At 70.1% G+C, this 16,127-nt stretch carries 15 protein-coding genes and 1 pseudogene; 8 read left to right on the plus strand and 8 right to left on the minus strand.

From position 1 onward, the window contains the following. Nucleotides 1-591: pseudogene (locus QK444_RS16775) on the plus strand (MFS transporter); the annotation flags it as partial. Nucleotides 592-798: 207 nt separating this feature from the next. Here QK444_RS16775 and QK444_RS16780 read toward each other — a convergent pair. Next, nucleotides 799-3,459 carry a bifunctional FO biosynthesis protein CofGH gene (locus tag QK444_RS16780; RefSeq protein ID WP_282781362.1) on the minus strand — a complete coding sequence of 887 codons (2,661 nt, stop codon included), beginning with the start codon at nucleotides 3,457-3,459 and terminating at the stop codon, nucleotides 799-801. Between the two features lie 127 nt (nucleotides 3,460-3,586). Here QK444_RS16780 and QK444_RS16785 point away from each other — a divergent pair, with 127 nt between their 5' ends. Genes QK444_RS16785 through QK444_RS16795 form a run of 3 tightly spaced genes read left to right on the plus strand, consistent with a single transcriptional unit; the run spans nucleotide 3,587 to nucleotide 6,353 of the window. After that, entirely contained in the window at nucleotides 3,587-4,093 is a 507-nt protein-coding gene (locus QK444_RS16785) for a PH domain-containing protein (RefSeq protein ID WP_282781364.1), read from the plus strand. Continuing rightward, nucleotides 4,090-5,748: a PH domain-containing protein gene (locus QK444_RS16790; RefSeq protein ID WP_282781366.1), complete on the plus strand. Its 1,659-nt coding sequence runs from the start codon at nucleotides 4,090-4,092 to the stop codon at nucleotides 5,746-5,748. The genes QK444_RS16785 and QK444_RS16790 overlap by 4 nt, the downstream gene beginning before the upstream one ends. Next, nucleotides 5,745-6,353, plus strand: coding sequence for a hypothetical protein (locus tag QK444_RS16795; protein ID WP_282781368.1), 609 nt, complete (start codon nucleotides 5,745-5,747; stop codon nucleotides 6,351-6,353). The genes QK444_RS16790 and QK444_RS16795 overlap by 4 nt, the downstream gene beginning before the upstream one ends. A 78-nt stretch (nucleotides 6,354-6,431) precedes the next feature. On the opposite strand, the gene QK444_RS16800 is transcribed toward QK444_RS16795, so the two are convergent. From QK444_RS16800 to typA, 5 genes are all read right to left on the minus strand, one after another. Then, nucleotides 6,432-6,929: a hypothetical protein gene (locus QK444_RS16800; protein ID WP_282781370.1), complete on the minus strand. Its 498-nt coding sequence runs from the start codon at nucleotides 6,927-6,929 to the stop codon at nucleotides 6,432-6,434. Next, nucleotides 6,926-7,084, minus strand: coding sequence for a hypothetical protein (locus QK444_RS16805; protein ID WP_162836497.1), 159 nt, complete (start codon nucleotides 7,082-7,084; stop codon nucleotides 6,926-6,928). The genes QK444_RS16800 and QK444_RS16805 overlap by 4 nt, the downstream gene beginning before the upstream one ends. A 5-nt stretch (nucleotides 7,085-7,089) precedes the next feature. Then, the gene (gene mshB, locus QK444_RS16810; protein WP_282781373.1) at nucleotides 7,090-8,013 is read right to left on the minus strand and encodes an N-acetyl-1-D-myo-inositol-2-amino-2-deoxy-alpha-D-glucopyranoside deacetylase; all 924 of its coding nucleotides are present in this window, start codon (nucleotides 8,011-8,013) and stop codon (nucleotides 7,090-7,092) included. Then, nucleotides 8,010-9,725, minus strand: coding sequence for an ABC transporter family substrate-binding protein (locus tag QK444_RS16815; RefSeq protein WP_282781387.1), 1,716 nt, complete (start codon nucleotides 9,723-9,725; stop codon nucleotides 8,010-8,012). Before QK444_RS16815 ends, mshB begins: the two co-directional genes overlap by 4 nt. Nucleotides 9,726-10,100: 375 nt before the next feature. After that, complete coding sequence (gene typA, locus QK444_RS16820) at nucleotides 10,101-11,993, minus strand: translational GTPase TypA (protein WP_282781375.1); 1,893 nt, start codon at nucleotides 11,991-11,993, stop codon at nucleotides 10,101-10,103. Nucleotides 11,994-12,146: 153 nt separating this feature from the next. Here typA and QK444_RS16825 point away from each other — a divergent pair, with 153 nt between their 5' ends. Then, nucleotides 12,147-12,326 carry a hypothetical protein gene (locus tag QK444_RS16825; protein ID WP_081592687.1) on the plus strand — a complete coding sequence of 60 codons (180 nt, stop codon included), beginning with the start codon at nucleotides 12,147-12,149 and terminating at the stop codon, nucleotides 12,324-12,326. A 74-nt stretch (nucleotides 12,327-12,400) separates the two neighbouring features. Beyond that, nucleotides 12,401-12,694: a 4a-hydroxytetrahydrobiopterin dehydratase gene (locus tag QK444_RS16830; RefSeq protein WP_029931425.1), complete on the plus strand. Its 294-nt coding sequence runs from the start codon at nucleotides 12,401-12,403 to the stop codon at nucleotides 12,692-12,694. Here the strand turns inward: QK444_RS16830 and QK444_RS16835 are convergent. Beyond that, a complete protein-coding gene (locus QK444_RS16835; protein WP_282781379.1) occupies nucleotides 12,636-13,856 on the minus strand; it encodes a mannosyltransferase in 1,221 nt (406 codons plus the stop codon). The genes QK444_RS16830 and QK444_RS16835 overlap by 59 nt on opposite strands. 300 nt (nucleotides 13,857-14,156) lie before the next feature. Here QK444_RS16835 and QK444_RS16840 point away from each other — a divergent pair, with 300 nt between their 5' ends. Both QK444_RS16840 and QK444_RS16845 read left to right on the plus strand, forming a co-directional pair. Beyond that, the gene (locus QK444_RS16840; RefSeq protein ID WP_282781381.1) at nucleotides 14,157-14,939 is read left to right on the plus strand and encodes a hypothetical protein; all 783 of its coding nucleotides are present in this window, start codon (nucleotides 14,157-14,159) and stop codon (nucleotides 14,937-14,939) included. 126 nt (nucleotides 14,940-15,065) lie between these two features. Next, the gene (locus tag QK444_RS16845; RefSeq protein WP_282781383.1) at nucleotides 15,066-15,443 is read left to right on the plus strand and encodes a hypothetical protein; all 378 of its coding nucleotides are present in this window, start codon (nucleotides 15,066-15,068) and stop codon (nucleotides 15,441-15,443) included. A 116-nt stretch (nucleotides 15,444-15,559) separates the two neighbouring features. Here the strand turns inward: QK444_RS16845 and QK444_RS16850 are convergent. Next, a partial coding sequence (locus tag QK444_RS16850) for a DUF1906 domain-containing protein (RefSeq protein ID WP_282781385.1) occupies nucleotides 15,560-16,127 on the minus strand: 568 nt, incomplete at its 5' end.

Consider the following 16,127-nt stretch of genomic DNA (forward strand, 5'->3'; position numbering starts at 1 on the left):
CTCGGTGAGCTGCGCGTCCTGGGCGATCGCGGACTGCTGCTGGCCATCGCGCTCACGGCGGCGGGCAATCTGGGCGTGGTCATGGTCTTCACCTACATCGCGCCGCTGCTGACCGATATCGCCGGATTCGGCGCGGCGGCGGTGCCCGTGCTGCTGCTCGTCTACGGCGCGGGCGCGATAGTCGGCAACCACCTCGGCGGACGCCTGGCCGACCGGGCCCTGCTGCCCGCGCTCATCGGCCTGCTGCTCGCCCTGTCCGCGACCCTGGCGCTGTTCTGGGCGGTCGGCGAGGCCGCCGTGGCCGCCGCCGTTCTCGTCTTCGCCCTGGGCGCACTGGGATTCGCGATCATCCCGGGCATGCAGGCGCGCGTGGTCGCGGCCTCCGCCGCCGCACCGACCCTCGGCGTCGCCGTCAACGCGGCCGCCTTCCAGGTGGCGGCCGCCCTGGCCGGACGCGTCGGCGGCTGGGTCATCGCCGACGGTCCGGGCCTGCGCGCGCTCCCGCTGATCGGCGCGGCCCTCACCCTGCTCGGCGTGGCCGTCGCGGTACAGCTGAGGCACCGGGACAGGGCCGCGCTCGTCTCGGCGTGACCCCGGCAGCACCCGTTGCCCGGCCGACCGGCATCGCATGAACTCCGCCCTGCCGCAACACAAACCGCGCCCGCAGGCCGACCGGCGGATCAAGCGCCACGTGGGCATCGGCGACCGGGAGGCCCGCCCGGTCCGCCGCCCCTGGCACGGCCCGGCGGACGCCTGGCGACCGGGAGACCGATCGGCTCACCGAACGCCCGCGGCGGGTCAGCTCACCGGCAAAGAGACCGGGGCACGGCGCGGCGGGGTGCCGTAGGTGGTGGTGCGCTGGCGCACCGGCCGGCCGATGCCCGTCGCGATCTCGGTCAGTTCCGCCACCGTCTTGGCCGAGCCGTGTTCGGAACCGGCCATGCGGGAGATGGTCTCCTCCATGAGGGTGCCGCCCAGGTCGTTCGCGCCGCCGTTCAGCATCAGCTGGGTGCCCGTGGTGCCGAGTTTCACCCAGCTGGTCTGGATATTGGCGATGCGGCCGTGCAGCATGATGCGGGCCAGGGCGTGGGCGGCACGGTTGTCGCGCACCGTGGGGCCGGGGCGCGACGCTCCCGCCAGGTACAGCGGTGCGCTCTGATGCACGAAGGGCAGCAACACGAATTCGGTGAAACCGCCGGTCTCGTCCTGGATTCCGCGCAGCACCCGCAGGTGGCCGACCCAGTGCTTCGGATTGTCCACGTGCCCGTACATCATGGTGGAGCTGGAGCGGATGCCCAACCGGTGCGCGGTGGTGATCACCTCGATCCAGGCCGAGGTGGGCAGCTTGCCCTTGGTGAGAATCCAGCGCACCTCATCGTCCAGGATCTCGGCGGCCGTACCCGGAATCGTGTCCAGCCCGGCCTCTTTCAGCGCCGCGAGCCAGTCGTGGATGCTCTGTCCGCCGCGCGAGGCCCCGTTGACCACCTCCATGGGACTGAAGGCGTGCACATGCATCTCCGGCACCCGGTTCTTGATGGCGCGCACCAGATCCGCGTACCCGGTCACCGGCAGCTCCGGATCGATGCCGCCCTGCATGCAGATCTCGGTCGCGCCCTCGACCCACGCCTCCCAGGCGCGGTCGGCGACCTCCTCCGAACTCAGCGTGAAGGCGTCGGCATCACCCTTGCGCTGCGCGAACGCACAGAACCGGCAGCCGGTGTAGCAGATATTGGTGAAGTTGATATTGCGGTTGACGATGTAGGTGACATCATCGCCGACGGCATCGCGACGCAGCTGGTCGGCGAAGGCGGTGACCGCTTCGAGGGCCGCGCCGTCGGCCGTGGCCAGCGCCAGGTACTGGTCGTCGGTCAACCCCGCCGGATCGCGCTCGGCCGCCCGCAGCGCCGCCATCACATCGGCGTCGAAGCGCTCCGGCGCGGCGGCGGCCAGCTCGTGCACCTGCTCGCGAATGGTCTCCCAGTCACCGAACGCGCCCAGCCCGTCGTCGGACAGCGCGGAGTCACTGCGGGATTCGGTATTGCGGCCCTCGGAGTCGATGGCGGTGTTGAGGTCGATGCGCCCGACCGACTCCCAGTCGTGGTCGGGTTCCTGCCACGGCAGCCCGGTCGGTTTGGTGTCGGGGCGCGCCAGCCCGGTCGCCGGATCGGCCAGCGCCGCCACATGGGCCGACACCCGCGGATCGATCCACGGATGCCCCGCCAGCACATACTTGGGATGCGCCGTGATGCGCTCGGTGAGCACATATCCGGCATCGGCGGTGACCTGCGCCAGCACCTCCAGATTCGGCCACGGCCGCTCCGGATTCACATGATCGGGGGTCAGCGGCGACACCCCGCCCCAATCGTCCACACCGGCGGCCAGCAGCGCCCGGCATTCGTCCAGCGAAACCAGATTCGGCGGCGCCTGCACCCGCATCTTGGGTCCGAGCAGGATGCGGGTCACGGCGATGGTGGCCCGGAACTCCTGGAGGTCGGCATCGGGGGTGTCGCGCATGGCGGTATCCGACTTGGCCAGGAAGTTCTGCACGATCACCTCCTGCACGTGCCCGAATGCCTTGTGCACCTTGCGGATCGCCAGAATGGATTCGGCCCGCTCGGTCAGGTTCTCGCCGATGCCCACCAGAATGCCGGTGGTGAACGGCACCGACAGGCGGCCCGCGTCGGTGAGCGCGCGCAGCCGCACCGCCGGATCCTTGTCCGGGCTGCCGTGGTGCGCCTGCCCCTTCTCGGTGAACAGGCGGGTGGAGGTGGTCTCCAACATCATGCCCATGGACGGCGCGACCGGCTTGAGCCGCGACAGCTCCGCCCAGCTCATCACGCCGGGATTGAGGTGCGGCAGCAGGCCGGTCTCCTCGAGCACGCGGATGGACATGGCGCGCACGTAGTCCAGCGTGGAGTCGTAGCCGCGCTCGTCCAGCCACTGCCGCGCCTCCGGCCAGCGCTCCTCCGGCCGGTCACCGAGGGTGAAAAGCGCTTCCTTGCAGCCTAATTCGGCACCGCGACGGGCGATGTCGAGCACCTCGTCGGGTTCCAGGTACATGCCGTGGCCCGCGGCGCGCAGCTTGCCCGGCACGGTCACGAACGTGCAGTAGTGGCATTTGTCCCGACACAGGCGGGTGAGCGGAATGAACACCTTGCGCGAGTACGTGATCGGCAGGACATCGCCCGCGTACCCGCTGTCACGCAGCCCGGCGTCCCGTACCCGCGACGCCGTGGCGCACAGATCGTCGAGGTCGGCGTCGCGCGCGTGCAACAGCACCACGGCCTCGTCGAGATTGAGCGTCGCCCCGTCCCGGGCGCGGCGCAGCGCCCGGCGCATGGCGGAGGCGCTCGGCGCCACCGGGGACGATCCTGCGGCACCGCCGGGTCCCGCGGCCGGTGGGCCCTGCGGTACCGAGGGGAGACTCGGGTTCGGTAGATCCGTCACGTCCTCGATCATGCGCCATCCGTCCGCGTGGTCCGACTCGGGTGTCTATGCGGGGGGACAACCGGGGGCCGCGGCGCACTATTCCGCCGAACGAAAGATGTCCACCCCCGTTGCGCGCGGACATGGAAGCATGGCGGACATGTCCCAGCCCCTGCGCACCGGCGGCATCATGGCCGACCCCGCATGGCGTCCCAGCCCGCGTGCGAAACTCCTGTGGTCCCTGGCAGCCGCCCTGAGCTGGGCATTCCCCTTGCTCGGCCTGATCGTGTGGGCGGTGCTCGATCCCGACCGGCGGGGCTGGCAGCTGGCGGCGCTGATCGTCATCGTGCTCGCGGCCGCCTTCAATATCGCGGTGGTGCCGCTGTGGCGGTTCACCGTGCACCGCTGGGAAATCACCGACGAGGCCGTGTACACCCGTACCGGGTGGTTGACGCAGGAGAGCCGGGTCGCGCCGATCACCCGCATCCAGACGGTGGACACCCAGCGCGGACCGCTGGAGCGCCTGCTCGGACTGGCCACGGTCACGGTCACCACGGCCTCCTCGGCGGGCGCGGTCACCATCGACGCGCTCGACCTGGCCGTCGCCGAGGAGACGGTGGAGAAGCTGACCGGGATCGCCGCCAGACATCGCGGGGACGCGACATGAGTGAGCGCGAGCGGCTGGACGGCACGACCGAGCACAGCGAGCGGGCGGACGACACCACCGCGCACAGCGACCAGGCGGACAGCACCACCGAGCACAGCGCAGGTCCGGCGGGCACGGCCGAGCGCGGCGAGTGGGGGGCGGGCGCAGCCGGGTCCGCGGTGGTGGCTGCCCCGCTCGAAACGCCCTGGCAGCGTTTGGACAAGCGCATGCTGCTGGTGCATCCCATCACCGAGACGGTGAAGTACATCCCGGTGCTGATCGCGTCGGTGATCGGCAGCGCGCAGAGCGAGAACCCGATGTGGGCGATGCTGGCGCTGACCTTCATCGTCGGCGTCGCCGTCACCCGCTGGTTCACCACCACCTACCGCATCGGCCCCGACAATGTGGAGCTGCGCACCGGCCTGATCGAACGCAAGAAGCTCGCGGTGCCGCGCTCGCGCATCCGCTCGGTGGATATCGAAGCCGATGTGCTGCACCGCATCCTGGGCCTGGCTGTCCTGCAGATCGGCACCGGGCAGCAGGCCGAGCGGGGCGAGGGCTTCAAACTCGACTCACTCGACGCCCGGCTGGTGCCGGGTCTGCGCGCCGAACTGCTCGCGCACACGGCGAAAGCCACCGCACCACAGCGGGTTTCGGGGGCCGAGGACGACGGTCCGGCGGCCGACCGCGAGACGGGCGTCGAGATCGCGCACTGGCGACCGGAATGGGTGCGCTACGCGCCCTTGTCGCTCACCGGTTTCGCGCTCATCGCGCCCGTGGTCGGTCTGGCCTTCCAGTTCGGTTTCGCCCGAGTCAGCGTCGATTCGGACACGGTCGACAGCCTGGGCGACCGCGGCCTGTGGTTTCTGACGGCGGTGGTGGCCGGACTCGCCCTGGCCCTGGTCGCGGTGGTCAGTCTGGCCGCCTGCGGGCGCTATCTGGCAACGTATTTCGGCCTGAAGGTGCTCGACAACGGCACCACCCTGCACATTCGCCACGGCCTGTTCACCACCCGCCAGATCACCCTGGACCTGGCCCGCCTGCGCGGTGCCACCGTCAACGAGCCGCTGCTGCTGCGCCTGGCGGGCGCCGCGGAACTCGAGGCGGTCATGACCGGTACCGATCCCCGGCAGAAGATCCTGCCCCAGGCTCCCCGCGCCGCCGTGGACCGCGCCCTCGCCCATCTGCTCGGCGAATCCGCGCCCAGCACGGTCACACTGGTCCCGCACGGCCCCGCCGCCCGCCGCCGCCGCTACACCCGCGCGCTGAGCCCGGTGCTGGTCGCCGCCGCGGCCATGGCGGTCTTCGCCCTCGCGGTGCGCCCGCTGCCGCCGTGGTCCTGGATTCTGCTGGCCCTGGCCGCCGTCATCGCGGTCGCACTGGCCTGGGACCGCTACCGCGGCCTGGGCCACACCGTCATTCCCGCCGCCGAGGACAACCCCACCTGGCTCATCACCCGCAGCGGCTCCCTGGACCGCGACCGCGACTGCCTGGAGGCCCCCGGCATCATCGGCTGGACGGTCACCCAGACCTGGTTCCAGCGCCGCGTCGGCCTGTCCACCATCACCGCCGCCACCGCCGCGGGCAAGAAGCGCTACCACGTCGTCGACATCCCCGTCGACCGCGCCTGGGCGCTGATCGAAGCCGTCACGCCGGGCCGGTTGGGCCAGCGGTGACGAGCGGCGCGGAGGTGCGCGAGCAGCCGCGACGGTGGCTGTTCGCGGCCGTAGCTCTGCTGGTGGCGGGCATCGCGGCGACTGCCGCGTGGATGCTGTCGGAGCGCTACTACCAATTCGGCTGGATCCCGGTGTGGGCCCTGCCCGCATGGTGGACGGCGGCGCTGGTCGCCCTCGGATTCGATGCCGCCTCGAGGCCCGCGCCGCGCCGCATGTGGATACGGGCCACACTCGTTTCCGTCCTGGCCTCGGCGACGCTGCTCCTCTGGGGTATCGCGGTGGTCGTGGAGATGTTCTTCGACGACGACGGCAAGGTCGTGGCCATCGAGGTGAGCCCCGATGGGCGATTCGAGACCGCCATGGAGTCACTCGGGGGAATCGACCCCTCGTGCCGGGTCATGCTTCGGGAACGCGGCTCGGTACTCGGCAGGCAAACCGTGGTGTGGCAACGGTTCCAGGGTCCCTGCCCGGCGCGCGCCTCGTTCGTCGGCGACGACACGATCGGCGTCATGGAGACGGCCGGTCAGGATTACGAGACGACGACCTTCGACGGCGACCGGATGCGGGTGACGCACGTCCTGCCGGCCTCCGTGCACGGCCGCTGACGGCTCTCGGCCGAACGAACTCCCGCGAAACCGCCGCGCGTTCGTCGGATGGCCGCGCCGAGCCGCGGGCGGGGTTGGTCACCTCGGTCGGGGCGTGCCGATCGCGCGGAGGTTGGCGAGGTAGTAGAGGTACAGACCGGCGGGCAGCAGGCCGCAGACCAGCAGGGCCAGAGTGGGCCAGTCGTTGACGAACAGCACGTCACCGCCGGGGCCGCCGAAGGTGAGCAGCAGGTAGGACAGGGTCCAGGCGGTCAGCGGCAGGGCGATCAGGCCGAGCCGGTCGGTGACCGTCGACATGCCCTTGAGCAGCAGCACGTTCACGACCGCCGCGATGAGGGCGGTGACCGGGAAGGGAACCGCGCCAGCGGTGAGGTCGGCCGCCAGCGCCGCGGCCTGCGCCGTCGTCGGGTGGGCGGCCACCACGTCGGCGTGGCCCAGATAGATGGGCAGGAACAGCGCCTCCAGCACCAGGCTGACGACACCGTCGAGCACCAGCAGCGCCGCGATGACACCGCCCAGCCAATTCCGCTGCGACAGCTGACCGAGGCGCGGGGCGGTACCGAGCGCCGCGGTCACGGCACCGGCGGGAAGCCGAGCAGTTCCAACAGGTGGCTCTGCATGTCGACGAAGGTGTGCAGCGCGTGGAGATACAGGTCGTGCTGCGCCTCGAAGTGGGGCTTCTGACTCTCCACGAAGGCGGCGATCATATTCTGGATACTCCAGTTGTACATGGCGATCAGTCTCCCATTCGGCTCGGACGCGGATCGAGCATGTCGGGCAGACCCGCGAACAGGTCGTGTTCGCGACCGTCCGGACCGGAGTCGCCGCGCTGGCCGCGCACCAGAATGTAGTGCTCCTCCGGCAGCACCGGCTGGGCGATGTTGTTGGAGAGCGCGAACTCCCGACCCGACGGCGCCACGGTCACCTGGGTGGCGTGCGCCCGCAGCGCGGCCCGCTTGGCGGCCAGCACATGCGCCACATCCACCGTGGTGGTGACGGATTCGCCGGGCACACAGGCCAGTTCGCCGTCGTGCGGCAGCCGCCAGCCGCTCGGCAGCGCGCCGGGCAGCTGATCCACCGTGCGCCGCTTGAGCGCCTCGGTGTGCATGCGCAGCACCTCGGCGTCGGTGACGGTCCAATAGGTTTTGGGCACGTCCCAGCCGTGTCCGGCCGCGGCGTCCACCGCCGCCATCGTGATCTCGTGCGCCCGAATGTGATCCGGATGCCCGTACCCGCCGCGCGGGTCGTAGCCGACCACCACCCGCGGCCGCAGCTCCAGCAGCACCGTCACCAGCGCCTCGACCGCCTCGGCACCGGAGTTCACGAACGCCCGCGGATGGCGGGCCGCCGCTGTCCCCGCCATGCCGGAATCCCGCCAGCGGCCCGCGCCGCCGAGGAAGTGCGGCGGCCCGGCGTCCAATTCCGCCAGCGCCCTGTCCAATTCGGAGATCCGGTAGCCGCCCAGCTGATCCGCCTGATCGGCGACCAGCCGCGCCCACCGCTCCCCGATGACCTCGCCCTGCTCACCGAGCGTGCAGGTCACCACGGTCACCGGCACGCCGAGCCGCCGGTAGTGCGCGATGGTGCCGCCGGTGGTGATGGATTCGTCGTCCGGATGAGCGTGCACCAGCAGCAGTCCGCCCGCGGCGTGCCCGCTCACGGCAGCCGCCGCCAGTTCGCCGCGTCCCCGAAGATGCCGGTCTGGATGGCCCCGCTCAGCGACGCCCCGTCCACCCGCGGGCCGGACGCCGCCACCTGCGTGTCCTGCACGATCGGCAGCACCGTGGCCAGCTCCCACAGCTTGGGTTCGGCGGCGGCGATCACCTGCGGGGTGTCCATGCCGCGCAGCGCCGCGTCGATGGCGGGTTGCAGGGTGGGATCGCAGACGCCGGACAGATTGGCCGGTGCGGTGCGGACCGCCTCGGCGCGGGCGTCCGCACCGTCGGTGGCGGGGGGTTCCGGCGGCGGGCAGCCGTAGCGGGAGGCCAGCACGGTGGCCGGATCGTCCCCGGCGCGCTCCCAGCCGACGATGGCGTCGATGCCGCCGTCGACCAGTTCCGGCCCATACAGCTGGTCCGCCGCGACGCTGCGTACCGTGGCATCGATTCCGGCGCTGCGCAATTGGTCGGCGGCGGTATTGGCGACGGCGAGCGTGGCCTCGTCGCCCTCCACCGCGCCGATACGCACGCTCAGCGTCTTGCCGTCCTTGGCGACCGGGCGCGGCTGCGGCGCGGGCGATGTCGGCGAGGCGTTGGGCGGCGGTTCCGGTGCGCGCCCGAATCCGGCCTCACCCAGCAGCGCGAACGCCTCCTCCGGACTGATGCGCGGCGGCGCGGTGGGCGCGTAGCCCGGATCCGACGGCGAAAGCACTTGCGCCCGCACCGGTTCCACCCAGCTTCCGGTCTGCGCGCCGACGGTGGCGAGCAGCACCGGATCGAGCAGGCCCAGCACCGCCTTGCGCACCCGCGGATCGGCCAGGTCGCCGGTGCGGCCGTTGAGCACCAGTTCCATTTCGCGGGATTGCAGATTCGTGGCGGTGCGCACCGAGGGTATGGCGGCCAGTTGCGCCTGCAGCGACACCCCACCGCGCACCAGTGCCATCTGCGCGTCGGCGGTGCGCAGCGATTCGGCCACCTGCGCCGGAGTTCCGCCGCGCCGCAACAGGATCTGGTCCGGCACCGCGGGCGTGCCCCAGTACCGGTCGTTGCGCTCCAGCAGGATCTCCTCGCGGCCGCGATCGGTCTGCTTGATCCGGAAGTGCCCGCCGGAGATGCGGATGGTGTCGGTGAGCCCGGTCTCGAATCCGGAGTCCTTCACCAGATGGGAGGGCAGCAGGTTCGAGAACAGTTGCCGCCAGGCCGGATACGGCTCCCGCATGGTGACGGTCACCGTCTTGCCGCCCGCCGACGAGCTCACCTCGGAGATGAGCCGATAGCCCGCGGAGTCGACCACACCCGGCTGGGTGGTCATCTGCTGCCACAGGTACCGGAAGTCCTCGGCGGCGATGGGCGCGCCGTCGGACCACGACGCTTCGTTGCGGATCTGATAGGTGATGGTGAACGGCTCCTGCGCCGTCACCTCCGCCGCCACCATGAGCGCCTCGTCCAGCACCCAGTCGGTCGCCCCCGGCACCGCCGCGCTCGGCACCGGCCGCAGCGGACTGGGCAGCACCATGGATGCCACCGCCGACGACGCGGGCGACTGATGCGCTCGCAGATGCGGATTGAACCCGAGCCCGATGTCGTCGATGGCCACCACCACCGACGTATTGCTCGGCTTGGCCGGCGTCGTCTTGGGACTGTCGGTGCTCTCGATGGGCGGCGGCGGATTCGCGGTGCACCCCGTGGCGACCCCGAGACAGGCCGCCACCATCAGCAACACCGCGCGGCTCACCCGCCTCCCCGCGCCTTCAGGCCGGACTCGGGAGCCGACACAATCGCGTTGGCGTGCGGCGGTCACCCGCCGCAGCCAGTTCTGGACGTACCCGATGAGTTACCCCCATCCTTGCGAATTCAGCTGTCGAGTCCGGTCTGTCGATGACAATATCCGCCACCCCGCACCGACGGCTCAACCGACCACCCGCCGGACCCGCGAAGCACCCTGAACCCCCGAACCGTCACCCCCCGATTCGCGGCGCGTCCCGGTTCTGGACTGACCGGAGCGGAGGAGCGAAGCGGGGGAGCGGAGGGAGGGAAGAACCGGGACCTCCAGCGCCGCGAATCCGCCCGGAGCGCAGCGGAGGGCAAATTAAACAGAGCGGTCGCGGGCTTTGCGACGCGAGGCTTCGCGGCCGCGTTCGGTGGCGCCGAGGATGACCTTGCGGACTCGGACGACCTCCGGGGTGACCTCGACGCATTCGTCGGCGGCGCAGAATTCCATGGCGCCCTCGAGATCCAACTGCAGCGGCTTGGCGAGGGTTTCCAGCACGTCGCCGGTGGCCGAGCGCATATTGGTCAGCTTCTTCTCGCGGGTGACGTTGATGTCGAGGTCCTCGGCGCGCGGGTTGATGCCGACGACGTGGCCCTCGTAGGTGTCCGCGCCCGGCTCCACGAAGAACTGGCCGCGGTCGGCGAGCTGGATCATGGCGTAGGGGGTGACGGTTCCGGCGCGGTCGGAGACCAGCGAACCGGTGTGGCGGGCGCGGATCTCACCGGCCCACGGCGCGTAGCCGTCGAAGACGGCGTTGGCGATGCCGGTGCCGCGGGTCTCGGTGAGGAAGTCGGTGCGGAAACCGATCAGGCCGCGCGAGGGGACGATGAACTCCATGCGCACCCATCCGGCGGCGTGGTTGCTCATCTGCACCATCTTGCCCTTGCGGGCGGCGAGCAGCTGGGTGATCGCGCCGAGGAATTCCTCGGGGGCGTCGACGGTCAGCTCCTCGAAGGGCTCGTGCACCTTGCCGTCGACGGTCTTGGTGACCACCTGCGGCTTGCCGACGGTCAGCTCGAAGCCTTCGCGCCGCATCTGCTCGACCAGGATGGCCAGTGCCAGCTCGCCGCGGCCCTGCACCTCCCAGGCGTCCGGGCGGCCGATGTCGAGCACGCGCAGCGACACATTGCCGACCAGTTCCTGGTCCAGGCGCGCCTTGACCATGCGGGCGGTGAGCTTGTGCCCCTGTACCCGGCCGACCAGCGGCGAGGTGTTGGTGCCGATGGTCACCGAGATGGCGGGCTCGTCGACGGTGATGCGCGGCAGCGCGACCGGATTCTCCGCGTCGGCGAGGGTGTCGCCGATCATGATGTCCGGGATGCCCGCGATGGCGACGATATCGCCGGCCACGGCCTCCTCGCCGGGCTGACGCTCGACGCCGATGGTCTTGAGCAGTTCGGTGATGCGCACCGACTTGGTGCCCTCGGCGCTCATCCAGGCGACGGTCTGGCCCTTCTTCAGCGTGCCGTTGTGGATGCGCACCAGACCGATGCGGCCCAGGAACGGCGAGGCGTCGAGGTTGGTGACGTGCGCCTGCAGCGGCTTGGTGGCGTCGCCCTTGGGCGCGGGCACGTACTTCATGAGCACCTCGAACAGCTCGTCGAGGTTCTCCGCGTCCGGAACGGTGCCGTTCTCGGGGCGCTTGGTGGAGGCGACGCCCGCGCGGCCGGAGGCGTAGAGCACCGGCAGGTCCAGGGCCAGTTCGGCGGCCTCGGAGGCTTCGTCGTCGAGGTCGGAGGCCAGGTCCAGCAGCAGGTCGTGGGATTCCTCGACGACCTCTTCGATGCGGGCGTCGGGCCGGTCGGTCTTGTTGACCACCAGGATCACCGGCAGCGAGGCGGCCAGGGCCTTGCGCAGCACGAACCGGGTCTGCGGCAGCGGCCCCTCGGAGGCGTCGACGAGCAGCACGACGCCGTCGACCATGGACAGACCGCGCTCGACCTCACCGCCGAAGTCGGCGTGCCCGGGGGTGTCGATGACATTGATGACGGTGACCGAGCCGTCCGCGTTGTGCCGGTGCACCGCGGTGTTCTTGGCGAGAATGGTGATGCCCTTCTCGCGCTCCAGGTCACCGGAGTCCATGACGCGGTCCACCACCTCGGCACGCTCGCCGAAGACGCCGGACTGGCGCAGCATGGCATCGACAAGTGTTGTCTTGCCGTGGTCGACGTGCGCCACGATGGCGACGTTGCGGAACTCGACAGACGACACGGTTGATCCTCCTGGTGCAAGTGGGTAATGCGGCCGTGTCGACGACACGAGCGCCATCGACCGTTCGGCGATGGTGGCTACGGCCGGATAACAGCGTACCGGCAGTCGGAACTCACACGTTTCACGCGTACGACTTAGGTTAAGCTAACCAACGTGGGAAAGAAGGTGAAGGCCAAGCACGTCTCGAGCTTGAAGCCGAAGAACAAGTGCTGTCGCAAGAAGACGCGCTGCCTGAAATGCCCCGTGGTGATCATGCGCATGAAGAAGTGCGAGGCGGCGGGCGTCTGCGGCAAGGATCTGAAGAAGGCACTCAAGCACGCCCGCGCGGCGTGAGCACCCACCCTGCGACTCCGCATCTTTTTCCCCGAGTCCGCCCATCTTCCGGATGGAAGGCGTAGACCGGGACTATGAGCACCGAGCTGCTGTCCGACGACGACATCGCCAAGGCCCTCACCGACCTCCCCGGCTGGACCCACACCGGCGCGTCCATCGCCCGCACCGTGGAAGCGCCGTCCTTCCTGGCGGGCATCGAGCTGGTCCGGCGCGTCGCCCAGGCCGCCGAGGCGGCGAATCACCATCCCGATATCGATATCCGCTGGCGGCGGGTCACTTTCACGCTGTCCACCCATTCGGCGGGTGGGCTCACCCAGCTGGATGTGGCGCTGGCTCACGAGATCGATCGGCTGACGCTGCAGAGTTGACCCGGCCCGCCCAGATGATCCAGCCGAACAGCACCAGCACGCCCACCACGTCCACCGCGCCCAGCCACGCGTAGCCCGCCGGGCGCGGAATGGTCCAGATGTCCGGCTGCGCGAACGACAGCAGCCAGGGCACCCCGACGATCGTGGTGACCAGCCAGTACCCGGCCAGCAGCCGGGCGCCCGCGGCCGCGCGCAGCGGCCCGTAGAGCAGCCACAGCACGGTCGGCAACAGCCAGACGAAGTGGTGCGACCAGGAGATGGGCGAGATCATCAAGCCGAACAGCTGGACGATGACGAGCGTGCCCATCCGGTCGTCCGGCCCCAGGGCGCGCCAGGCGAGGACGCCCAGTACCGCCACTCCCAGCACGGCGGCGATCCACCACGGGCCGGTCTGCACGTCGTGGCCGAGGATGCGGCTGATGGTGCCGCGCAGTGATTGATTCCACACCGAACCGACCGGTCCGATACGGTCGGCGTTCCCCAGCAGCTCGCCGAAGTACCGCCGCGCCTCGGTCTGATTGATCAGCAGGCTGATCCCGACCGTGCCCGCGAACACCACCGCCGACCACGCCGCCGTCCCCCAGCGCCGCCGCGCCACGAAGTACAGCCCGGTGATGGCCGGGGTGAGCTTGATGCCCGCGATCAGGCCGACCAGGGTGCCGGAGACCCACCAGCGCGCACTGCGCACCGCGAGCATGGCGCCCAGCACCAGGAAGACGTTCACCTGGCCGTAGTCGATGGTGGTGCGCACGGGTTCCATCCACACGCCCACCGCCGTCCACGCCACCGCCGCGGTGCGCCAGCGCGGTTCGCGCAGCGCCCGCTCGCCCAGGATGAGTTCGAGCCCGATCCGCACCACGCCGTACAGCGCCGCCACCGTGGCCAGCAGCCAGCCGATGGCTACCACCGTGAACGGGAGGTAGTGCAGCGGGAAGAACACCACCGCGGCGAACGGCGGGTAGGTGAAGGGCAGCGGAAAGTCCGGCGTCTCCTTCGAATACGTGAAGTCGTAGAGCCGATCGGTGAGCAGCGCCGCCGACCCGTCCACGTAGACGTGCAGATCGACGAGATTCATGCCGTTCGGCGATAACAACATCCACAGCATCCGCGCGAGCACCGAGAACACCAGCGCCGCGACGGCGAGTCGGAAGTGTCGAGTCACAGCGCGGACTTTCGGGTCGAGTTGTGGATGCACCAGACTAGCGGTGCGCGTCGGGTCCCTATTTTCGCCGCATCGCGACGCCGATTCGAAAACCCCACGCCACACCGGATTCAGGATGTAACATTCGTATCACTGGCACCACGCGTAACAGGCTTTTTGATCGTCCGTCCGATAGCGTGATTCGATCGAAGACAGCAAGATCACACCGTGGCTGTACAACAGGGCGGCCCGGTACTTAGAGTGTCGCGCAGCGATGTCCCATCGCCACAGATGTACCCGAAGGTAAGGACGGCAACACCAGTGCTTCGCACCCGAGGATCGCGGTTCGCAATCACCGCGCTGGCCGTGGCGGCCTGCGCCACCATTGCCGTGCCGACAGCGACCGCCCAGCCCGCCCCCGCGCCCCAAGCCGTTTCCACGATTCCGGTGATTCCCGAGGGCGTGCCGGTGGAGGCGCTCGCGTCGCTGGTGCCCGCCATCATCGGGGCCGCCGCCGGACCGGCCGATATCGCCGCCGGGCCGCAGCAGACCATCCTGGATCAGGCGAAGCAGATCCTGAACACGCTGAACCTGCCCCCGCAGATCAAGTCGACCCTCGAGCGGATCATCAAGTTCCTGGACGGCAGTGGCGGCGGCGGCCCGGACATCCCGCAGGACGGTCCGGTCATCGCGCAGTTCCTGTGGCCCACCATCGGCAAGGGCTGCATCGGCCCGTCCTCCGACTCGGTCGGCACCGCCCTGGCCGTCCCCGGCCCCGCGCAGCTGCCCCCGCCCGGCCCGCAGGCCGGTCAGACCGGTTTCGTGTTCACCGCCCTGGGCACCAAGAGCCCGACCGAGGCGCAGCATCCGCCGATGACCGTGCAGTGGATCAATCTGGATACGCGGCAGTCCGGCGTGCTGAACCTGACCGACGAGGCCAAGATCAACCCCGACGGCCCGGCCACCCTGTCGGCCATCGCCGACACCGGTAGCGGCCGCGTGGTCGCCGTGGTCTCCGGTTCGCTGACCACCCAGGCCGATCCGGAATCCGCGCCGATCACCTGCTCGTTCCTGCCGACCATCGGCTTCTTCTCGGTCGCGTAGGCGCTATCGCGACGACCCGATGCCCGGGTGACTTCAGGGGTCACCCGGGCATTGTCGTTTCTACCGACCGGTCGGCCCGCCCATCGGGATGTTTCGGGCGGGGGTGGACTGTGGTAGACCGGGGACATGGCGGCGGTGAAAGAGACTGTGCGGGGACTGCATTCACGGCGGTCGATTCTGTCGATCCGGTCGGAGGGCTCGATCCTGTCGATCGGATCGTCCTACTCGATCCTGTCGATCGGCAGCGTGGGATCGGTGCTGTCCATCGGATCGGCGGGCTCGTTCGGTTCGATCATCTCGGCGGGCTCGTTCGGCAGTCTGGGGTCGGCCTTCTCGGCCCTGTCCAGCTGGTCGATGTTCTCGTGGCGCAGCGACCGCGCGGCGTGGAGCGCCCACGGGGCTCCGGCGGCCCCGGCCGTGGCGGCGGAGGGCCGCCCGGCACTGCGGGTGGTCGCCGACGAACCCGATCTGCGGCAGGACCCGACCTGCCACACCCAGACCTGACGTAGCGTCCGGCGGCCGGGCACCGCGACGGCCGAGGTCCCCCGACAGCCAGGCCCCTTCGGCCGAGACACCGCGAGCGCCGGGGTATCCGACAGCCGAGACTCAGCGCCGCGGGTTCACCATTGCCCGTAGTCCGGCGCCAGCACGGCGTTCAGATCCACGCCGACGCCGCCCACGGTGCGCTTGTCGATCTCGAACTGGTGCAGGTGTGCCGCAGGGTGCACGAATCCCTTCGGGGTGCCCCAATTGTGCTGCCAGAACCAGGAACCCAGCCCCGCGCCGCGCGTCCAGTCGATGGTCGGCGTATTGGCGTACACGCCGGTGCGCTCCCGCCCGAGCACCGCTTCCCAGCCTGCTAGGTACGGCGCGATGAGGTCGTGGAACTCGCCCTCGCTGGGATTGTCGTCGATGGAGGCGTAGATCGGCGCGGTATCGGGTCCGCCCGCCGCGTTGTGCAGCTCCAGGCCGCGCTGGGCATGCTGCTTGCCCGCCTCGAATCCGCCGCGCCAGTCCGCCGTCGGCCCCTTCCCGAACTGATAGCACGACACGATGCTCAGGCCCATCGCCTGTAGTGCCGCGACCTCCGCGGCCAGCAGCGGTTTGCCCGCCATCCACTCCGCGCCGGGACGCCGATCCGAGACATATCGGATGACGCCGATATGTCCGGCCTCGGCGATGGCCCGG

The sequence above is a fragment of the Nocardia sp. CC201C genome, from assembly GCF_030010695.1.
GTDB lineage: Bacteria > Actinomycetota > Actinomycetes > Mycobacteriales > Mycobacteriaceae > Nocardia > Nocardia otitidiscaviarum.

Coding starts and splice junctions, on each gene's coding strand:
- QK444_RS16815 (WP_282781387.1), bottom strand. CDS start 9,725: ATGGTGGCGGCCTGTCTCGGGGTCGCCACGGGGTGCACCGCGAATCCG.
- QK444_RS16785 (WP_282781364.1), top strand. CDS start 3,587: ATGTCCCAGCCCCTGCGCACCGGCGGCATCATGGCCGACCCCGCATGG.
- QK444_RS16805 (WP_162836497.1), bottom strand. CDS start 7,084: ATGTACAACTGGAGTATCCAGAATATGATCGCCGCCTTCGTGGAGAGT.
- QK444_RS16780 (WP_282781362.1), bottom strand. CDS start 3,459: ATGATCGAGGACGTGACGGATCTACCGAACCCGAGTCTCCCCTCGGTA.
- QK444_RS16830 (WP_029931425.1), top strand. CDS start 12,401: ATGAGCACCGAGCTGCTGTCCGACGACGACATCGCCAAGGCCCTCACC.
- QK444_RS16790 (WP_282781366.1), top strand. CDS start 4,090: ATGAGTGAGCGCGAGCGGCTGGACGGCACGACCGAGCACAGCGAGCGG.
- QK444_RS16845 (WP_282781383.1), top strand. CDS start 15,066: ATGGCGGCGGTGAAAGAGACTGTGCGGGGACTGCATTCACGGCGGTCG.